Origin of the sequence: Dickeya zeae NCPPB 2538 (genome assembly GCF_000406165.1) — a bacterium.
In the GTDB taxonomy this organism is placed as follows: Bacteria; Pseudomonadota; Gammaproteobacteria; order Enterobacterales; family Enterobacteriaceae; genus Dickeya; species Dickeya zeae.
Genome location: NZ_CM001977.1, coordinates 3,621,903 through 3,638,673 on the forward strand (window position 1 = coordinate 3,621,903; position 16,771 = coordinate 3,638,673).

The 16,771-nt window shown below is 56.9% G+C and carries 15 protein-coding genes; 10 read left to right on the forward strand and 5 right to left on the reverse strand.

The window, feature by feature from the left end; genetic code table 11:
* Window positions 1–240 precede the first annotated feature (240 nt).
* The 3 genes from DZE2538_RS15925 to DZE2538_RS15935 all read left to right on the forward strand — a co-directional run bounded on the left by DZE2538_RS15925 (window position 241) and on the right by DZE2538_RS15935 (window position 4,791).
* Window positions 241–1,197, forward strand: a complete 957-nt coding sequence (locus DZE2538_RS15925) for a PucR family transcriptional regulator (RefSeq protein WP_038916769.1) — start codon at window positions 241–243, stop codon at window positions 1,195–1,197.
* Between the two features lie 2 nt (window positions 1,198–1,199).
* Window positions 1,200–2,441 (forward strand): cytosine deaminase, encoded by a 1,242-nt coding sequence (codA, locus tag DZE2538_RS15930; protein ID WP_026357762.1) that lies wholly within the window; start codon window positions 1,200–1,202, stop codon window positions 2,439–2,441.
* A 277-nt stretch (window positions 2,442–2,718) separates the two neighbouring features.
* On the forward strand, window positions 2,719–4,791 hold the full coding sequence (locus tag DZE2538_RS15935; RefSeq protein ID WP_236616971.1) for a sensor domain-containing protein: 2,073 nt from the start codon (window positions 2,719–2,721) through the stop codon (window positions 4,789–4,791).
* A gap of 94 nt (window positions 4,792–4,885) precedes the next feature.
* On the opposite strand, the gene DZE2538_RS15940 is transcribed toward DZE2538_RS15935, so the two are convergent.
* Complete coding sequence (locus DZE2538_RS15940) at window positions 4,886–5,908, reverse strand: type IV pilus twitching motility protein PilT (RefSeq protein WP_038916771.1); 1,023 nt, start codon at window positions 5,906–5,908, stop codon at window positions 4,886–4,888.
* Between the two features lie 21 nt (window positions 5,909–5,929).
* Here DZE2538_RS15940 and DZE2538_RS15945 point away from each other — a divergent pair, with 21 nt between their 5' ends.
* From DZE2538_RS15945 to hemW, 6 genes are read left to right on the forward strand one after another with little or no spacing between them, the layout of a single operon-like run.
* A complete protein-coding gene (locus DZE2538_RS15945) occupies window positions 5,930–6,667 on the forward strand; it encodes a YggS family pyridoxal phosphate-dependent enzyme (RefSeq protein ID WP_330217005.1) in 738 nt (245 codons plus the stop codon).
* Between the two features lie 32 nt (window positions 6,668–6,699).
* Window positions 6,700–7,521: a pyrroline-5-carboxylate reductase gene (gene proC, locus DZE2538_RS15950; RefSeq protein WP_023640668.1), complete on the forward strand. Its 822-nt coding sequence runs from the start codon at window positions 6,700–6,702 to the stop codon at window positions 7,519–7,521.
* A gap of 43 nt (window positions 7,522–7,564) precedes the next feature.
* Window positions 7,565–8,119 carry a YggT family protein gene (locus tag DZE2538_RS15955; protein WP_023640669.1) on the forward strand — a complete coding sequence of 185 codons (555 nt, stop codon included), beginning with the start codon at window positions 7,565–7,567 and terminating at the stop codon, window positions 8,117–8,119.
* Window positions 8,116–8,406 carry a DUF167 family protein YggU gene (gene yggU / locus DZE2538_RS15960; RefSeq protein WP_012886029.1) on the forward strand — a complete coding sequence of 97 codons (291 nt, stop codon included), beginning with the start codon at window positions 8,116–8,118 and terminating at the stop codon, window positions 8,404–8,406. Before DZE2538_RS15955 ends, yggU begins: the two co-directional genes overlap by 4 nt.
* 47 nt (window positions 8,407–8,453) lie before the next feature.
* Window positions 8,454–9,047, forward strand: a complete 594-nt coding sequence (locus DZE2538_RS15965) for an XTP/dITP diphosphatase (protein ID WP_038914560.1) — start codon at window positions 8,454–8,456, stop codon at window positions 9,045–9,047.
* Window positions 9,040–10,179 carry a radical SAM family heme chaperone HemW gene (gene hemW, locus DZE2538_RS15970; protein WP_038914561.1) on the forward strand — a complete coding sequence of 380 codons (1,140 nt, stop codon included), beginning with the start codon at window positions 9,040–9,042 and terminating at the stop codon, window positions 10,177–10,179. Before DZE2538_RS15965 ends, hemW begins: the two co-directional genes overlap by 8 nt.
* Before the next feature lie 62 nt (window positions 10,180–10,241).
* Here the strand turns inward: hemW and DZE2538_RS15975 are convergent, their stop codons facing one another.
* Entirely contained in the window at window positions 10,242–11,693 is a 1,452-nt protein-coding gene (locus DZE2538_RS15975; protein WP_038916772.1) for a sensor domain-containing diguanylate cyclase, read from the reverse strand.
* A 438-nt stretch (window positions 11,694–12,131) separates the two neighbouring features.
* On the opposite strand from DZE2538_RS15975, the gene DZE2538_RS15980 reads away from it, so the two are divergent.
* Entirely contained in the window at window positions 12,132–12,260 is a 129-nt protein-coding gene (locus tag DZE2538_RS15980; protein ID WP_019843491.1) for an entericidin A/B family lipoprotein, read from the forward strand.
* 283 nt (window positions 12,261–12,543) lie between these two features.
* On the opposite strand, the gene DZE2538_RS15985 is transcribed toward DZE2538_RS15980, so the two are convergent.
* Genes DZE2538_RS15985 through aas form a run of 3 tightly spaced genes read right to left on the reverse strand, consistent with a single transcriptional unit; the run spans window position 12,544 to window position 16,453 of the window.
* Complete coding sequence (locus DZE2538_RS15985) at window positions 12,544–12,999, reverse strand: GNAT family N-acetyltransferase (protein WP_012886034.1); 456 nt, start codon at window positions 12,997–12,999, stop codon at window positions 12,544–12,546.
* Window positions 13,000–13,010: 11 nt separating this feature from the next.
* Window positions 13,011–14,258 carry a lysophospholipid transporter LplT gene (gene lplT, locus DZE2538_RS15990; RefSeq protein WP_038914563.1) on the reverse strand — a complete coding sequence of 416 codons (1,248 nt, stop codon included), beginning with the start codon at window positions 14,256–14,258 and terminating at the stop codon, window positions 13,011–13,013.
* Window positions 14,255–16,453 carry a bifunctional acyl-ACP--phospholipid O-acyltransferase/long-chain-fatty-acid--ACP ligase gene (gene aas, locus DZE2538_RS15995; protein WP_038914564.1) on the reverse strand — a complete coding sequence of 733 codons (2,199 nt, stop codon included), beginning with the start codon at window positions 16,451–16,453 and terminating at the stop codon, window positions 14,255–14,257. The genes lplT and aas overlap by 4 nt, the downstream gene beginning before the upstream one ends.
* Window positions 16,454–16,771 lie beyond the last annotated feature (318 nt).

Here is a 16,771-nt window from a genome sequence, read left to right on the forward strand (position 1 = left end):
CAGCACTCTGCACAGTAAACGGGCACATTACGCCATGTTTTAGCGCCAAACCATGCAGCCTGCACAGGTGCGCTATTCTCAATGCTCTGGCGAGCGTCCCAGATTCCCCGTTAACGCGTTAGCGACAGTAAAACCGGCACGCTCTTTGCTGCACACGCTGTAGCGCGCACTACACTGAATATCACTGACATTGTCGTTTCCCCAAAACGGGAAGAGAAGGAAAAAACCGGAGGGATCATCATGTCGGCATCGCATCAACGCAGCTTGTCTTATCGCGACAGTTCTCATGACCATACGAAAGAGCAGTGGGACGGATGGTGTAGCGATTTTCTGCTGGCGCTCCTCACCGCCGACCCATCGGATCTGGCGCTGATTCATCAGCGTGCCGACCGCCTGCAATGGCCGCTGGATGTGCCACACCGGGTGGTAGCCTGGCGCATAGGTAACATGGCAAGCCTGTTCGCTTCACCGGATTGCCGCGATCCAGAGGCGCAATTGCAGCGCTCACGCATGGTGTTGCAACAACGGCTACAACAGTCTCTGTTGGCTCTGCATCCTGTATCAGCGCCACACCCTCCCCCACCGGTGGTTACGCTGGGCGATCTCAGCCTGATGGTGTTGCCGACAGACAGCCCATTACTGCAACCGCCGGGGCATCAACGGCTGGTGGCATTACGCCAGTCAATCTACACCGATATCGCCCCATTGACGCTATACGGCGGGCTATCCAGTCCGGTCAGTTCAGCGGCGCAGTACCGCCAGGGCCTGAACGAAGCGCAACAGGCACTTGACGCCGTCGCCAGCCTGCAACCAGAAAAGGGGCTATGCGACTACACTGAACTGGGGATACTGCAATTATTGGGGGCCGTCAGCGATCCAGCATTGCTGACCCGGTTTATGAACAACGTGCTGGGCAATCTGGTAGAACATCACCGTAAGTCGCCTTATCTATTGATTGAGACGCTGGATGCGGTATTGCAGGAAAACAATAATCTGATCAAAGCAGCCGAACGGCTGGCTATTCATCGCAATACGCTGCACCAACGCCTGCAACGCATTGAACAATTATCGGGCGGCACCCTGAACGACCCACTGTTTCGCCTTAGCGCTGCCGTCGCACTCATGATCGGGCATCATTCTGGCTTTCCAGCGTCAGAAACCACCGTATCGCTATTAAAGGTCCCTTCACAGGAGTGATTATGAAGATTATAAACGCCGTATTACGCCATCAGCCCGGCCTCTATACCGTGCAACTGCAAAACGGCCTGATTGCCGCCATCGACGCCCAATCGGGCCAGTGCCCCGCGATGCCAGACGACATCGACGCCGCAGGGCAGTTGGTGATTCCGCCGCTGGTAGAGCCGCACATTCATCTTGATGCGGTTATGACGGCAGGTGAACCGGAGTGGAATATGAGCGGCACACTGTTTGAAGGCATCGAACGCTGGAGCCAACGTAAAGCGACGATCACCCACGACGATACCCGACGCCGGGCACATACCGCTATTGGCCTGTTGCGCGACCACGGCATCCAGCATGTCCGTACCCATGTTGATGTCACCGATCCCTCGCTGGCGGCGCTGGAAGCCATGCTGGAACTCAAAAACGAGGTGCGCGACCTGATAGACCTGCAAATCGTCGCCTTCCCGCAGGAAGGTATCGAATCATATCCGGATGGTCGCCAGTTGATGGAGCGCGCCATTGCGCTGGGCGCGGATGTGGTCGGCGGCATTCCTCATTTTGAAAATACCCGCGAGCAAGGCGTCAGTTCAGTGAAATTTTTGATGGATCTGGCAGAGCGTACCGGGTGTCTGGTTGACGTGCACTGCGATGAAACCGATGACCCGCATTCACGCTTTCTGGAGGTACTGGCCGAAGAAGCGCGGGTGCGAGACATGGGCGCACGGGTCACCGCCAGCCATACGGTAGCGATGGGATCGTATGACAACGCGTACTGCTCGAAGCTGTTTCGCCTGTTGCGCCGATCCGGCATTAGCTTTGTCTCCTGTCCGACGGAAAGCATCCACCTGCAAGGACGGTTCGATACCTTTCCTAAGCGCCGTGGTGTGACCCGCGTTGCCGAACTGGACCGCGCGGGTATGAACGTCTGCTTCGGACAGGACTCCATCAGAGACCCATGGTACCCACTCGGTAACGGCAATATTCTGCGTATTCTCGACGCCGGGCTGCATATTTGCCACATGATGGGGTATCAGGATCTGCAACGTTGTCTCGATTTCGTTACCGACAATAGCGCCAAAGCCCTGCATTTGGGCGATCGCTACGGTATCGCGGTCGGTCGTCCGGCCAACCTGTTGATTATGGATGCACAAAGCGACTACGACGCACTGCAGCGGCAGGCCAAAGCACGGTTGTCTATCCGCCACGGGCGAATCATCATGCAGCGCGCACCCGAGCACGTGACCTATCCGACAGCGTAGCTGGACTCGTTATGAATCCGCGTTCACGGTTAATACATAGCCACAACAAACACAAGGGTGATACCGCCGTCACCCTTTTTCATCAAACTTCCTGCCAGCACCTCAGAAATCGTTGATGATGGTCGATAATTTCTTTGTCAGGAAAATTTCCCAAAAATGAACTAAAAGGAAGTAATCGGACGAACGCCTGCATCGAAAAACGGCCCGCCATCAGAACGCCGTTAACCGCGTATCAACACGGATTGTCATAAGAAGAACAGTATCGATGATGAGGTGAATGATGACCGGTTCTGCATGGAATTCAGAAAGTCTGTTTCAGGGCATCCTCGACCGCTGCCCGGTGGGCATTGCCGTTATTAATTACGACGGAGATTATGTCACCGTTAATCCTGCCTATAGCGCTATTTATGGTTACACCCAGGAAGAGATGATTAATCATCCCTTTACTATGGTTTTTCCTGAGTCTACCCGGGCATCTGTTCTGGCCCGCCATCAGTCGTTTCTCGATGAAGGCGGCAAACTGGGAGGAGAATGGACGGTCGTGCGCCACGACGGCGCGGTACTGACGGTCTGGTCGGAATCCGTCCCCTTCGCACAGCACGGGCAAAAAGCCGATCGGCTGGTGTACGTCCTCGATATTACCGAGCGCCAAAAAGCACGTGAACAGATGAAGATTGCCGCCACGGTCTACGAAAGTACCCAGGAGGCCATTATCGTCATCGATACCCATCGAAACATTATCTCCATCAACCCCGCCTTTACCCACCTCACCGGGTATAGCGAAGCCGACGTCGTGGGAAAACCGTCGTACATATTCCGCTCCGATCGCCACGATATCGCTTTCTATGATGCCATCTGGCGCACGGTGAATGAAGACGGGCTGTGGGTCGGTGAAATGTGGGATCGCAAGAAAGACGGCAGCGACTATCTCCGGGAACTGACTATCAATGTGGTCAAAGACGCCGCAGGCACGCCCATCAACTATGTTGGCGTGTTCTCCGATATTACCCAACGCAAAAAACAAGAAGAATTAATCTGGCGACAAGCCAACTATGACGCGGTCACCTCACTGCCAAACCGACACAGATTTCAGGATAAACTTGAACGTGCGATTGAACGCGCAAAGCAGACCGGCCGCCCCATGGCGCTGATGCTGATAGACCTGGACCATTTCAAATCGGTTAATGACAGCCTGGGGCATCGCGCTGGCGATGCGCTGCTGTTTGCAGTGTCGACCCGTATTACCGACTGTATTCAGGGTGCCGATACGATTGCCCGAATCGGCGGCGACGAATTTGCCATTATCCTGTCTGACCTGCTGCGAACCAACGACTGTGAGCGTCTGGCCAACACCTTGCTACAACGTTTGGCACAACCGTTCAATATCGATGGGGAAAACATGCTGGTTTCCGCCAGTATCGGTATTGCCTTTTACCCTAACGACAGTGACACCTTGGAAGAACTGTTCAAACATGCCGACCAGGCGATGTATTCCGCCAAGAACGCGGGGCGTAACGGCTTCCATTATTTCACGCCTGCCTTGCATCAGGCTGCGCGCGCCCGTTTACGCCTGACTAACGATCTGCGCCAGGCGCTTGAATCCGCTCAGTTTGAGGTTTACTACCAGCCGATTATCGAACTGGCTACCAACCGGATAACCAAGGCTGAAGCGCTGGTACGCTGGCATCATCCCGAACGGGGTCTGGTCAGTCCGGCAGAATTCATCCCACTTGCGGAAGATACCGGCCTGATTGTTCCACTCGGCGATTGGGTCGCACAGCAGGCCATCATTCAGTTGGCGCAATGGCGTAACACCCTTGACCCGCACTTTCAGATAGCCATTAACCAGTCTCCGATCCAACTGCGCAGCAAAGATTTCTCCGAAATGACCTGGGTACAGGAACTGGCGCGATACGGGCTGGACGGCAACGCCGTGATCATCGAAATCACCGAAGGGCTACTGTTGAATGCGGAACTGCGGGTGAACAACAATCTGCATCTGCTGCGTGATGCCGGAATACAAATTGCCATTGATGATTTCGGCACCGGGTATTCATCACTGGCCTACCTCAGGAAATTCAACATTGATTGCCTGAAGATAGATCGCTCCTTCATCGAGGATCTCGATGGCGTCGGGCTTGAACTGTGCGTGGCGATTATCGCCATGGCGCACAGCCTTGGCCTCAATGTGGTAGCCGAAGGGGTTGAAACGCAGCACCAGTGCGACATTCTTACCCGACTCGGGTGCGACTATGCGCAGGGCTTTTTGTTCTCACGCCCGGTCCCAGCCCCGGAGCTAACGACGATGCTGCAAGCCGCCACCGATACGACAGAAACAAAATCGGCGTAAACCGAAGGCATTGATGACGATAGCTATGCATGACGCATGATTCTTCACGACGGTAGCTGTCCACGGCGATAGCTATTCGCAGCCGCGCTCTATGTCAAAGCCAGCTATCGTCTGCGCGGTCATCCGCTAACAGGCCTTCCTGACACCGCTGTTGGTAGCTCTGCTCAAAGGTCTGCATCCCCACCTGGCTGCCGGTTTGCAACAGGCTCGGCAACTGGTGGGTTTTACCTTCGCGGATCAGGTTACTGACCGCCGGTGTGGCAAGCAGTACCTCAAATAACGCCACACGCCCACCCTGCGCACCCGGCAATAATTTCTGCGCCACTACCGCCTGCAAACTCGCTGCCAGTTGTGTGCGCACAAAGGCTTTCTCTTCGGCCGGGAACACATCCACTAACCTATCTACCGCCTGCACCGCCCGTCGGGTATGCAACGTCGCCAGTACCAAATGGCCGGTCTCCGCCGCCGTCAGCGCTAGCCGAATAGTCTCGCTATCGCGCAGTTCCCCCAGTAACAGCACATCCGGATCTTCACGCAATGCGGCCCGCAAAGCGCTGGAAAATCCTTCACTGTGCCGACCGATTTCCCGCTGTTGGATCAGGCTACGTTGGCTGGTGTGCAGGAATTCAATCGGGTCTTCCAGCGTAATAATATGGCGGGCACTACGCTGGTTCAGTGCCGCGATCATCGCCGCCAGGGTGGTCGATTTACCGCTGCCGGTCGCCCCGGTCACCAGAATCAGTCCGTCGGTACGCTCAGCCAATGCCGCGACGACCGCAGGTGCCCGCAGCGTCTGCAAATCCGGCTGGCCGTGTGGGATCAGGCGTAGCGCTGCCGATAAACCGTGGCGCTGCATAAACAGATTGGCCCGCAACCGCTGCCCGCCCGCCAGCGTCAACGCACAGTCGGTCTGCCCGCACCGGCGCAACTGCTGCTCACACTCCGGGTCCAGCCAGCTCTGGCTCCACTGTTCCAGGTCGGTGTGCTGTAACGGCAGTTGGGTAACATCCGTCACCAGTTGCCCGTCGATACGCCACACCGGGGGATGACCGCTGCACAGGTGCAGATCGGATACATTCTGTTTTACACTAGCGTTCACCCATTCACTCACATCCATTGATTGGCCTCCTGAATCACTATGACGATGACACCGGTAGCGACGATATCGACAGTTCAGCAAAACCTACAGGACGTCCGGCAGAAAATCTCGGCGGCGGCACAACGCTGCGGGCGCGCGCCAGAAGAGATTACGCTGCTTGCCGTCAGCAAAACCAAACCTGTGAGCGCGCTCGAAGAAGCCATCACGGCTGGGCAGCGGGCATTTGGCGAAAACTATGTACAGGAAGGGGTGGATAAGGTTCGTCATTTTCAGACCGCCCTGCCCGATGTCGCGCTGGAATGGCACTTTATCGGGCCGTTGCAGTCGAATAAAAGCCGTCTGGTGGCAGAACACTTTGACTGGTGCCACACCATCGACAGGCTGCGTATCGCCCAGCGCCTGAGCGAGCAACGCCCGGCGCACCTGCCACCGCTCAATGTGCTGTTGCAGGTCAACATCAGTCAGGAAGCGAGCAAATCCGGCATTCTGGCCAGCGAACTGCCAGAGCTGGCCGCCAGCGTGGCAACACTACCGAATCTGCGATTGCGCGGACTGATGGCAATTCCCGCGCCGCAGGCGGATCACGCCCAGCAACTGGCGGTATTTCGCCACATGACTGAACTTTTTCTGCAACTGAAAGTGGATTATGGCACCTTGGATACCTTGTCGATGGGGATGACCGACGACATGGCGGCCGCCATTGAAGCTGGCAGCACGATGGTACGCATCGGTACCGCAATTTTTGGCGCACGTGATTATAGTTCGCCGACCAGTTAACCTAACGGACAGACGAGAACAGCGAGAATCTGATGGAACACCGTAAAATAGCCTTTATCGGCGCGGGCAACATGGCACAGGCGATCATCGCCGGTTTGATGGCAGGCGGTTATCCGGCCCACCAGGTCAGCGTTAGCGCACCGTCCGCCACCCACCGGGATCAACTGGCTACCCGCTATGGCATTGCCAGCCTAAGCGACAATGCCGCCTGTGCCCGTGACGCCGATGTGGTGGTGCTGGCGGTTAAACCGCAACTGATGGCCGATGTTTGCGGGGAACTGGCAAAACAGGTGGATTTCAACGGCAAGCTGGTATTATCGATCGCCGCCGGTGTTAACGTCGCCCGCTTCCGCCAGTTATTGGGCGCATCGCTCAACATAGTGCGTATCATGCCAAATACCCCCTCGCTGGTAGGCCAGGGCATGAGCGGATTATACGCACCGGCCGGGGTGAGCGACGCCGATCGCGCCTTTGCCGCCGACCTAATGCAAAGTGTCGGTAAACTGTGCTGGGTCACCGACGAGTCGCACATTAACGGCGTGATTGCCGCTGCCGGTAGCGCACCTGCCTACTTCTTCCTGTTTATGGAAGCGATGCAGCAGGAGGCCATGCGTCAGGGGTTCGACGCCGACACCGCACGATTGCTGGTACAGCAGGCGGCTAGTGGTGCAGCCGCACTGGTGGAAGCCAGCCCGAACACCCCGTTGTCCACTCTGCGGGAAAATGTGACTTCCAAGGGCGGCACCACCGCCGAGGCGCTGCGCGTATTTAACGAGCGTCAGTTGAGCCAGACGGTTGCAGATGCCATGCAGGCGGCGGTGCACCGGGCAAAGGAAATGGAATCGCTGTTCTGATTACCACCTGAAAAATGACTTTGAATGAAGGAATGACCCTCTGATGCTGACCCTGACTTTTCTGGTCAAAACCCTGATTGACCTGTACGTGATGGTGTTGCTGCTGCGTATCTGGATGCAATGGGCACGCAGTGATTTTTACAACCCACTGGCGCAGTTCGTGGTGAAACTCACGCAGCCGATTATCGGCCCATTGCGTCGCATTATCCCTTCGCTGGGGCCTATTGACAGCGCCTCGCTGCTGCTGGCGTTTCTGCTCACCACGCTGAAATACCCGTTGCTGTTGCTGATTCAGGTTGGCTCACTCTCGCTAAGCCCGATCAACTTGCTGGTGGGGCTACTGGCGCTGATCAAATCCGCCGGTTATCTGGTGTTCTGGATAGTGATCATTCGCTCGCTGATGAGCTGGATCAGTCAGGGCCGCAGCCCGGTGGATTATATGCTGCACCAACTGACAGAACCGTTGATGGGCCCGGTTCGCCGTATTCTGCCCTCGGCAGGCGGCCTGGATTTCTCGCCGATGATCGTGATTCTGGTGCTGTACGTGTTGAATTACCTTGGCATGGATTTCTTCCCGGGGCTGTGGTTCCTGTTGTGAGTGCCGTCAGTCGCTGTGAAGACGGGCTGGTCATTCGGCTGTATATTCAGCCGAAAGCCAGCCGGGATCAGATTGTCGGGTTGCATGGCGACGAGCTCAAAGTCGCCATCACCGCACCACCGGTAGACGGTCAGGCCAATGCCCACCTGATCAAATTTCTTGCCAAGCAATTCCGTGTCGCCAAAGGCATGGTCACCATCGAAAAAGGGGAGCTTGGCCGTCACAAACAGATTAGGATCGTCAACCCGCAAACCATCCCGGCCGATGTCGCGGGCCTCATTTCCTGAGCCGATTCCCTGAATAAAACATCCCAGACAGATTGCAGGAACAACAGATGCAAAACGTGGTTTTAGCCACCGGCAACGCCGGTAAAGTGCGTGAACTCGCCGGTCTGCTGGCGGATTTTGGTCTTGACGTGGTGGCACAAACCACGTTGGGCGTCGACTCCGCCGAAGAAACCGGTTTGACCTTTATCGAAAACGCCATTCTGAAAGCGCGCCACGCCGCACGCGCCACCGGCCTGCCCGCCATCGCGGATGATTCCGGGCTGGCAGTTAACGCGCTGGGCGGCGCACCGGGCATCTATTCCGCCCGCTATGCTGGAGAAGACGCCAGCGACCAGCAGAATCTGGACAAGCTGCTGGCGGTGCTCGACAACGTGCCAGACGAACAACGTCAGGCCAGCTTCCACTGTGTGCTGGTGTATTTGCGCCACGCTGATGACCCGACGCCGTTGGTGTGCCACGGTAGCTGGCAGGGCGTCATCACCCGTGCGCCCGCCGGTGAAGGCGGTTTTGGCTACGATCCCGTCTTTTTCGTGCCGCAACTCGGCAAAACCGCCGCCGAACTCAGCCGCGAAGAGAAAAACGCCCACTCCCACCGTGGACAGGCGCTGCGTCAATTGCTGGATGCGCTGCGACATGCTTAATTTGCCGCCGCTGAGCCTGTACATCCACATCCCTTGGTGCGTGCAAAAGTGCCCTTATTGCGACTTCAACTCCCACGCACTCAAAGGCGAAGTACCGCACGACGATTATGTGGCGCACCTGCTGGCGGATCTGGATGCCGACCTGCCGATGGTGAGCGCTCGTCCGCTGCACAGCATTTTTATCGGCGGTGGTACGCCGAGCCTGCTCAGCGCCGAGGCAATGCAACAGTTGCTCGATGGCGTGCGAGCCCGGTTGTCACTGGTGCCGGACGCGGAAATCACCATGGAAGCCAACCCCGGAACCGTAGAAGCCGACAGGTTCAGCGGTTACCAGCGCGCAGGGGTTAACCGGATTTCCATCGGCGTGCAGAGTTTCAGCCCGGATAAACTGACGCGACTGGGCCGCATCCACGGCCCGGAAGAGGCCAAACGCGCCGCGGTTCTCGCGGCCGGTCTGGGGCTGCGAAGTTTCAATCTGGATTTGATGCATGGGCTACCGGAGCAGTCGCTGGATGAGGCGCTGGATGATTTACGTCAGGCGATAGCGCTTAACCCGCCGCACCTGTCCTGGTATCAGTTGACCATCGAACCCAATACGCTGTTTGGCTCACGCCCACCGGTGCTGCCAGACGACGATGCGCTGTGGGATATTTTCGAGCAAGGGCACCGTTTACTGAGCGACGCCGGGTACCAGCAGTATGAAACCTCGGCCTACGCCAAACCGGGTTACCAGTGTCAGCACAACCTTAACTACTGGCGCTTTGGCGATTATCTGGGTATCGGCTGCGGCGCACACGGCAAGATCACTTTCACTGACGGCGAGATCGTGCGCACGGTGAAAACCCGCCACCCACGCGGTTATATGCAGGGGAATTACCTGCAACAACGCAGCGAAGTCGCGCTGGCTGACCGTCCATTCGAGTTTTTCATGAACCGTTTTCGGTTGCTGGAACCGGCACCACGTGCTGATTTCACCGCCTATACCGGCCTGCCGGAAAGCGTAATCAGGGAGCAACTGGACGCCGCACTGACGCAAGGCTACCTGACGGAAACCGAACAACACTGGCAGGTTACCGAGCACGGTAAGCTGTTTCTTAATTCGCTGTTGGAGCTCTTTTTGACGGAAGAGTGAGAGCGTGCGATGCACGCGGTGAATAGCGGTGAATAAGATACCGACGCAACCGACAAGCGATGTCAGGCGGGAGCCGCATTCTGGTCAGGACTCGCTTCTACCCGATTGCGGCCCAGATGTTTAGCACGGTACAGCGCATCATCGGCATCATTGCTCAACTGGGTCATGCTGCTCCCGGCATCGCCCGGTCTGGCGACCGCCACACCGATACTCACTGTCACCACCCCCTGTGGTGACTTGGTATGGGGGATCTCCATCGACTCAACCGCTTGACGACATCGTTCGGCCAAGGCCAACGCCTGTTGGTAGTCGGTTTGTGGCAACACCACCGTAAACTCCTCACCACCGTAACGCCCCAGCAGACATTCTGACGATGGCAATTGCCCTGCCAGCGTTTCCACCACTGACTTTATGCAGGCGTCCCCTTTGCTATGCCCATAGCTATCGTTGAAGCGTTTGAAACGATCGATATCGATCATCAGCAACGACAAAGGCATCTGTATGGATTCGTGCTGACGCCACAGTTGTTGATAGCGCTCATCGAAATGGCGGCGATTGGCGATACCGGTCAGCGAATCGGTCTGCGCTAACACCTGCAATAAGGTTTCTGACTGCTTGAGATCGGTAATATCGAGCATCGAACCGTAAAACACGATGTTGCCGTCCTCAGGGTAAGACGCCATCGCTTCAGCATGGATCCAGCGAACATCGCCGTTTTCAGAGCAGATACGAAAATCACTGCGCCAGCTATGGCGATGAAAATCACCGTTAGCGTAATAGTGTGCGATACGCTCACGATCTTCTGGCAGGATACGCTCTCTCAGCGGGTGACCGGGGCCGAATGGTACGGCAGTCATGGCCTGCGGCGTCAGGCCCAATACCCGTGTCGAGACCGGGCTACAGTAAACAAAGCGATATTCACTACCACGATCCGTATCGCCACCACCTGCATCGTCACGAACGGTATCTCTATGAACGATATCTCCATGAACAACAAACGTATAAAGCACCGCCGGGGCATGCTGTAACAGCATATCCATCATGTGTTGCTGTTGATGCAATTGTTCCAGCAACCGCTCACGTGCGGTGATATCCGTAATCACACTGAGGTAGCCCAACAAGCGCTCGTCCGGCAGACGGACCTCATGAAAACTCAATTCGCCCCAAAAGATACCGCCATCTTTTTTCCGATAACACCAGACCGAAAACGGCTGATAATGGCGTAGCAACGCCTGTGGCGATAACTGCCCCATCTCCCCCTGACGCAGCACTACCGTGGTGGCATCGCGACCGATAACCTCACAGGCGCGAAAGCCGAACAACCGTTCCGCTCCCGAGTTGAACAAGGTAATGTGATTGGCTGAATCGGTGGCGATGATCGCCGCCTGCGTGGACGCATTCATCAATAGCGAACTACAGGCAGCCATAATCTGTGCGTCACTCACCGCAGACGACGTCTTTTCCCGAGACTTTTTTGACCAGCACATTTTTAACCAGTGAAACAGACCAGACATGACCAACCCTGTAACTGAATAAACCGAACTGGCACCAACGCCTGCAGCAACCATACTTGCAGCAACAATAAGCGACTGACCTAACCCTGTCAGCCGGAAAGCGGCAAAACGCCCCCTCCAGGCTAACTGATTCTCTGCTAACTGACTGACATCACGTTGGATCCTTGCGTGATAGTATGACAAAGTGAAAGCAGAAATGACCTCAGTATAGATTTGCGCCGCGATCCCCGAAATAATTCACGTTGCAGCAAACCGGCAGGCGTATTGAACCGCGCCGCGAAGAGTACGCCCGGCGCTTACCCGGGCCAGCAACCGGGGTGAGCGGCCATGCGGCAACAAGCAGACTGATACGCTGCTTGTTGCAGCGCTAACAGGCTGGGTAATCACACCAACACACCTGCGATATAAAGTATGACGGGTATATAAAGGTAAATCACTATGAAAACTATCGCCCTGCTGGTTGCCACACTCGTGATGGCGACCGTATTGAGCGGATGCAATACCGCTCGCGGATTTGGTCAGGACGTTCAGAAACTCGGCAGTACTATTTCCCATTCCGCCAGTTAACCCGGCGTCAGCCCATACCAGCGCCCTGCCCGAGTGCAGGGCTGCGCTGTCACGCCTTAGCGCCACACTTAGAGCCTATCCCAATAGGCGTTATTGGCGTGGCCAGTTTGGACACGGGAAGCCGCGCAGACAACATGCGTTGCATGTTGAACGGACAAAGCACTTTGTCCGGCCCAACGGGCGAGCGCAGCGAGTAACCCGGAGCGTACACGTAGTACGTGAGGATTTCGAGCACTGCCCAGGGCCAAAATGGCAAGTGAAATAGCCCTAATGGGATAGGCTCTTACCCCGCGGTTCGCATCGGCACGTGGGGAATACCGTCCTCGTCGTAACCTTCACCACACACCACAAAGCCAAATTGCTGGTAAAAGTGCTGCAAATGCGCCTGAGCCGAGAGGTATTGCGCCCGCCCCGGCCAGTGACGAGCACAAACGGCCTGAGCGTGCATCACCAACTGATGCCCCAACCGTTGGCCTCGCGCTTCAGGGGAGACAATAACCCGGCCGATCGTGACCACCTCCTGCCGGTCATGTGGTGCCAGCAAGCGCGCACAGGCGATCAGCCTGCCGTTTTGCCAGGCGGTGACATGCCGGTTACCGTCCACCAGATCCAGCCCGTCCAGGTCCTGATAAGCGCACTGTTGTTCAACCACAAAAACCTGGCTACGCAGGCGCAAAATGTCATACAACGCATACGGGTTCAGGTCTTTCACCCCCCAGTCATGCCAAATCAGACTCATTGCCCCTCCCGTTATTCCTGCTCATCAGACGTTGGTGCGGCAGCAGACGCTGGCCGACGCCGCCACTGGGTTAACTGTACCCAGCACCACAACCCGGCAATCGCCAGCGCAAACAGTGTGCCGAAACCGATACCGATCGCCAGTACCGGTACGCCGACCTTCACCGCCAGCGAGTAGAGCGCCAGCATCAGCAGCATCGCGCCGTTTTCACCCAGATTCTGCACGGCAATGGCGTTACCTGCTCCAACGCTCTCCCGGCCACGTTCTTGCAGCAACGCATTGAGCGGCACGATGAAAAAGCCACCCAACGCCCCCAATACCAACAGGCAGGCGTAAGCGTTCATCAGGCTATGTTGCAGGGTAAATACCACCACCATCACGCCGATCAACACCCCTGCGGGCAGACAGCGTCGCACGGTTTTCAACGTCACCAGTTTACCGGCTGCCGCAGCCCCTACCACAATTCCGACCGCCACCATGGCGTTGAGTAACGTCGGCGTCGAATTGTCGTTAATACCCAATGCCAGCGGTACCCACAGCACCAGCAGGAAACGCAGCGTCACGCCAGCGCCCCAGAACATGCCGGTGCCCACCAGCGAAAAGCGGGTTTCGCCGTTGCGCCACAGAACCTGGCAGGCATCGAAAAACGAACGGGTCATGCGCGCCGGGCGCCAGGATGCGCCGGGACGTGCGGCAGCGAGTTTCGGAATCAACAGGTTAGCGGCCAGTGCGATACCGTAAGCCAGCGCACACACCGCCAGCGCGCCGTAGATATGCCAGTCCGCCAGCACACCGCCGACCACCGAACCGGTAAGAATCGCGGCGATGGTGGAGGCTTCCATCAACCCGTTGGCTTTCACTAACTGATCACCACGGGTGATTTCCCCCAGAATGCCGTATTTGGCCGGGGAATAGGCCGCCGCCCCCAACCCCACCAGCGTATACCCCAGAAACGGGTTCCCACCCAGGCAAATCCATAACGCGCCAGCCAGCTTCAGGGCGTTGGCAAACATCATCACCCGCCCTTTGGCGAAACTGTCAGCAAACTGCCCCACAAACGGTGCCAGCACGATATAGGCGGCGACGAACCCCATTTGCAGGAAGGGCTGGCTCCAGTCGGGATACGCCAGCGATTTCACCAATGCCAGCGTAGCGAACAGCAGCGCGTTATCGCCGAAGGCCGAGAAAAACTGCGCCACCATCACCGCATTCATACTGCGGGAAAACAGTGACGACGTTGGGGAAGTCGTGCGGCTCATGCATCATGCTCCGAAGGGGTAGGCGTGACATCGTCCGCCGCTCCGGCAGGCTGTTCCGCCCATTGCCGCAGCGTGACGAAATCCGGTTTGCCGCTGCCCAATAGCGGCAATTCTTTCAGGTAACGAATATCCCGCGGCACCGCCAGTTCCGGCACGCCGCTCGCCCGCGCCTGTGTCAGCAGGCTATCGCGGGTCAGCGCCGCATCGGTAGTAAACAGCACCAGCGCCTCCCCTTTACTGCTGTCGCTGCGGGCGCTGGCGGCATGTTGGGTGTGTGGCGACGCCTGATTAGCCAGTTGCTCCACGCTCTCCAGCGACACCATTTCTCCGGCCAGCTTGGCAAAGCGTTTTACGCGGCCCACGATGGTACAAAAACCCTGTTCATCCAGAAAAACGATATCGCCGGTATCGTACCAGTTCGCCTCACGCTGCCCGTGCTCGTTTTCCGCCGCGGGCGATTCCAGCTCCCCAGGGTTTTCCACTCGCAGGTAACCCTTCATCACATTTGGCCCGCGCAGTTGCAGACGAGCGCCATGATGGATACCTGCAACCGGGATCAACCGTGACTCCATACCCGGTAATAATCGGCCGACAGAATGCAGTTTACAGGCCATCGGTACGTTGATAGCCACCACCGGCGCGCACTCCGTCACGCCGTAGCCTTCCAGAATACGAATGCCAAATTTGTCCTGCCACTGCGTCCGCACCCGTTCGGAGAGTTTTTCCGCCCCGGCCACCACATAACGCAGGCGGGCGAAATCGTAGGGGTGGGCAAAGCGGGCATAATGCCCGAGGAAGGTCGAGGTACCGAACAGCACCGTGCAGTTACGGTCATACACCAGCTCCGGCACGATGCGGTAATGCAGCGGGCTGGGATAGAGGAAAATACGCGCGCCGGTCATCAACGGCGTCAGCAACCCGACCGTCAACCCAAACGCGTGGAACAACGGCAAGGCCGACATAAAACGATCGCGCGGGGTGAAATCGGCCACGGTGCGGATCTGCTCTACGTTAGCCATCAGGCTATTATGAGAATGCACCACCCCTTTCGGGTTGCCTTCCGAGCCGGACGTAAACAGAATGACCGCCGCGTCATCCGGCTGCTGCGGGCACATAGCGCGCATCGGGAACAGCAAGTGGCACAAGATCCACAGCTTATCCGACCATGTCACCGTGTCCTTCAGGTCTTCCAGATAGACCCAATTGGCCTCTTTCACCTGCTGCGGCAGATGCGTCAGCTTGCCTTTTTCCAGAAACTGCCGTGATGTGACGATGGTTTTGATGCGCGCGGCGCTCATCGCGCTCTGAATGCCTTTCGCCCCAGCGGTATAGTTCAACATCGCCGGTACCCGGCTGCTGAGCGAGGCGCCAAGCACTGTCGCCGCTGTCACCGTCGCATTGGGCAATAACAACCCGACATGCTCACGTTCCTGGGTAAAACGTTGCAGAATGCGCGCCACACCGAGTGATTTCTTCAGCAGGCCGTGATAGCTGTCTTCCTTCAGATTGACGTCTTCAATACAGGCAGAGTGGTAACCGTACCGATCGCAGGCGGCCAGAAACGCCTGATAGAGCGTATGACGCGGGCGCACCGTCATACGTGCGTCCATCATGATGCGATGCAGCGCTTCACCGGCCAGTTCACGGCGCTCACGCGCCGAAGGGGCAACAGGCATCGGGAGCGTTGTCGGCGGCAGGAAATGCAGTGAAATTTGTGGGAACAGGCGACGACGCAACACCCCGCCCAAACGACCGAAGTGCGTAAACTCCGGCCCTTCAATACGGACCGGCACCACCGCCGCGCCAGAGCGGGCCGCCACAAACGCCGCACCGCTGTAGATTTTCATCAGTGAGCCGGTCACGGTAATACGCCCTTCGGGGAACACCACCACCGGACGCCCCTGCTCCACCAGACGGATTAACTGCTTAATAGCCAACGGCTTTGTAGGGTCCAACGGCAGAAAATCGATATAGGGCTTCAGCCAGCGCATAAACCAGCTATCAGCAATGCGGGAATAGACAGCAAATACCGGTTTGGTTTGTACCGGTAAGAACAGCGCCATCAGCACGCCATCGAGAAAAGAAACGTGATTGGGGGTAATCAATATCTTCGATTGCCGGAAACCGCTTTCATCACCCGAGATCTGAATGCGATACAGGTGCTTTAGCGCCCAGCGTAAAAAGGTATAAATCATCCCACCTCCCTATGTCTAAACAGTAACACTGACGTAATCGTCACCTTGAGGTAAACCGTCACGCTGCCCGGTTTGGACCCCACATGCCACGGATTGTTCATGGCGGCCAGCCAAAGGGTTCACCATACCATAAACCGTAGCAAGATTAGCGATGCTCAGGAGGGGCAGAAAGACAGAGTTAGCAGGGCAAATGTCGGATCGCAGGCAAAAAAAAACCTACGCATCCGCGTAGGTTGGTGAAATTTGAATGGTTCAATGTGGAGAACACATCGATTGTCACCCATCAATACCTCTGGGACTTGTTACTCTAAAGACAGT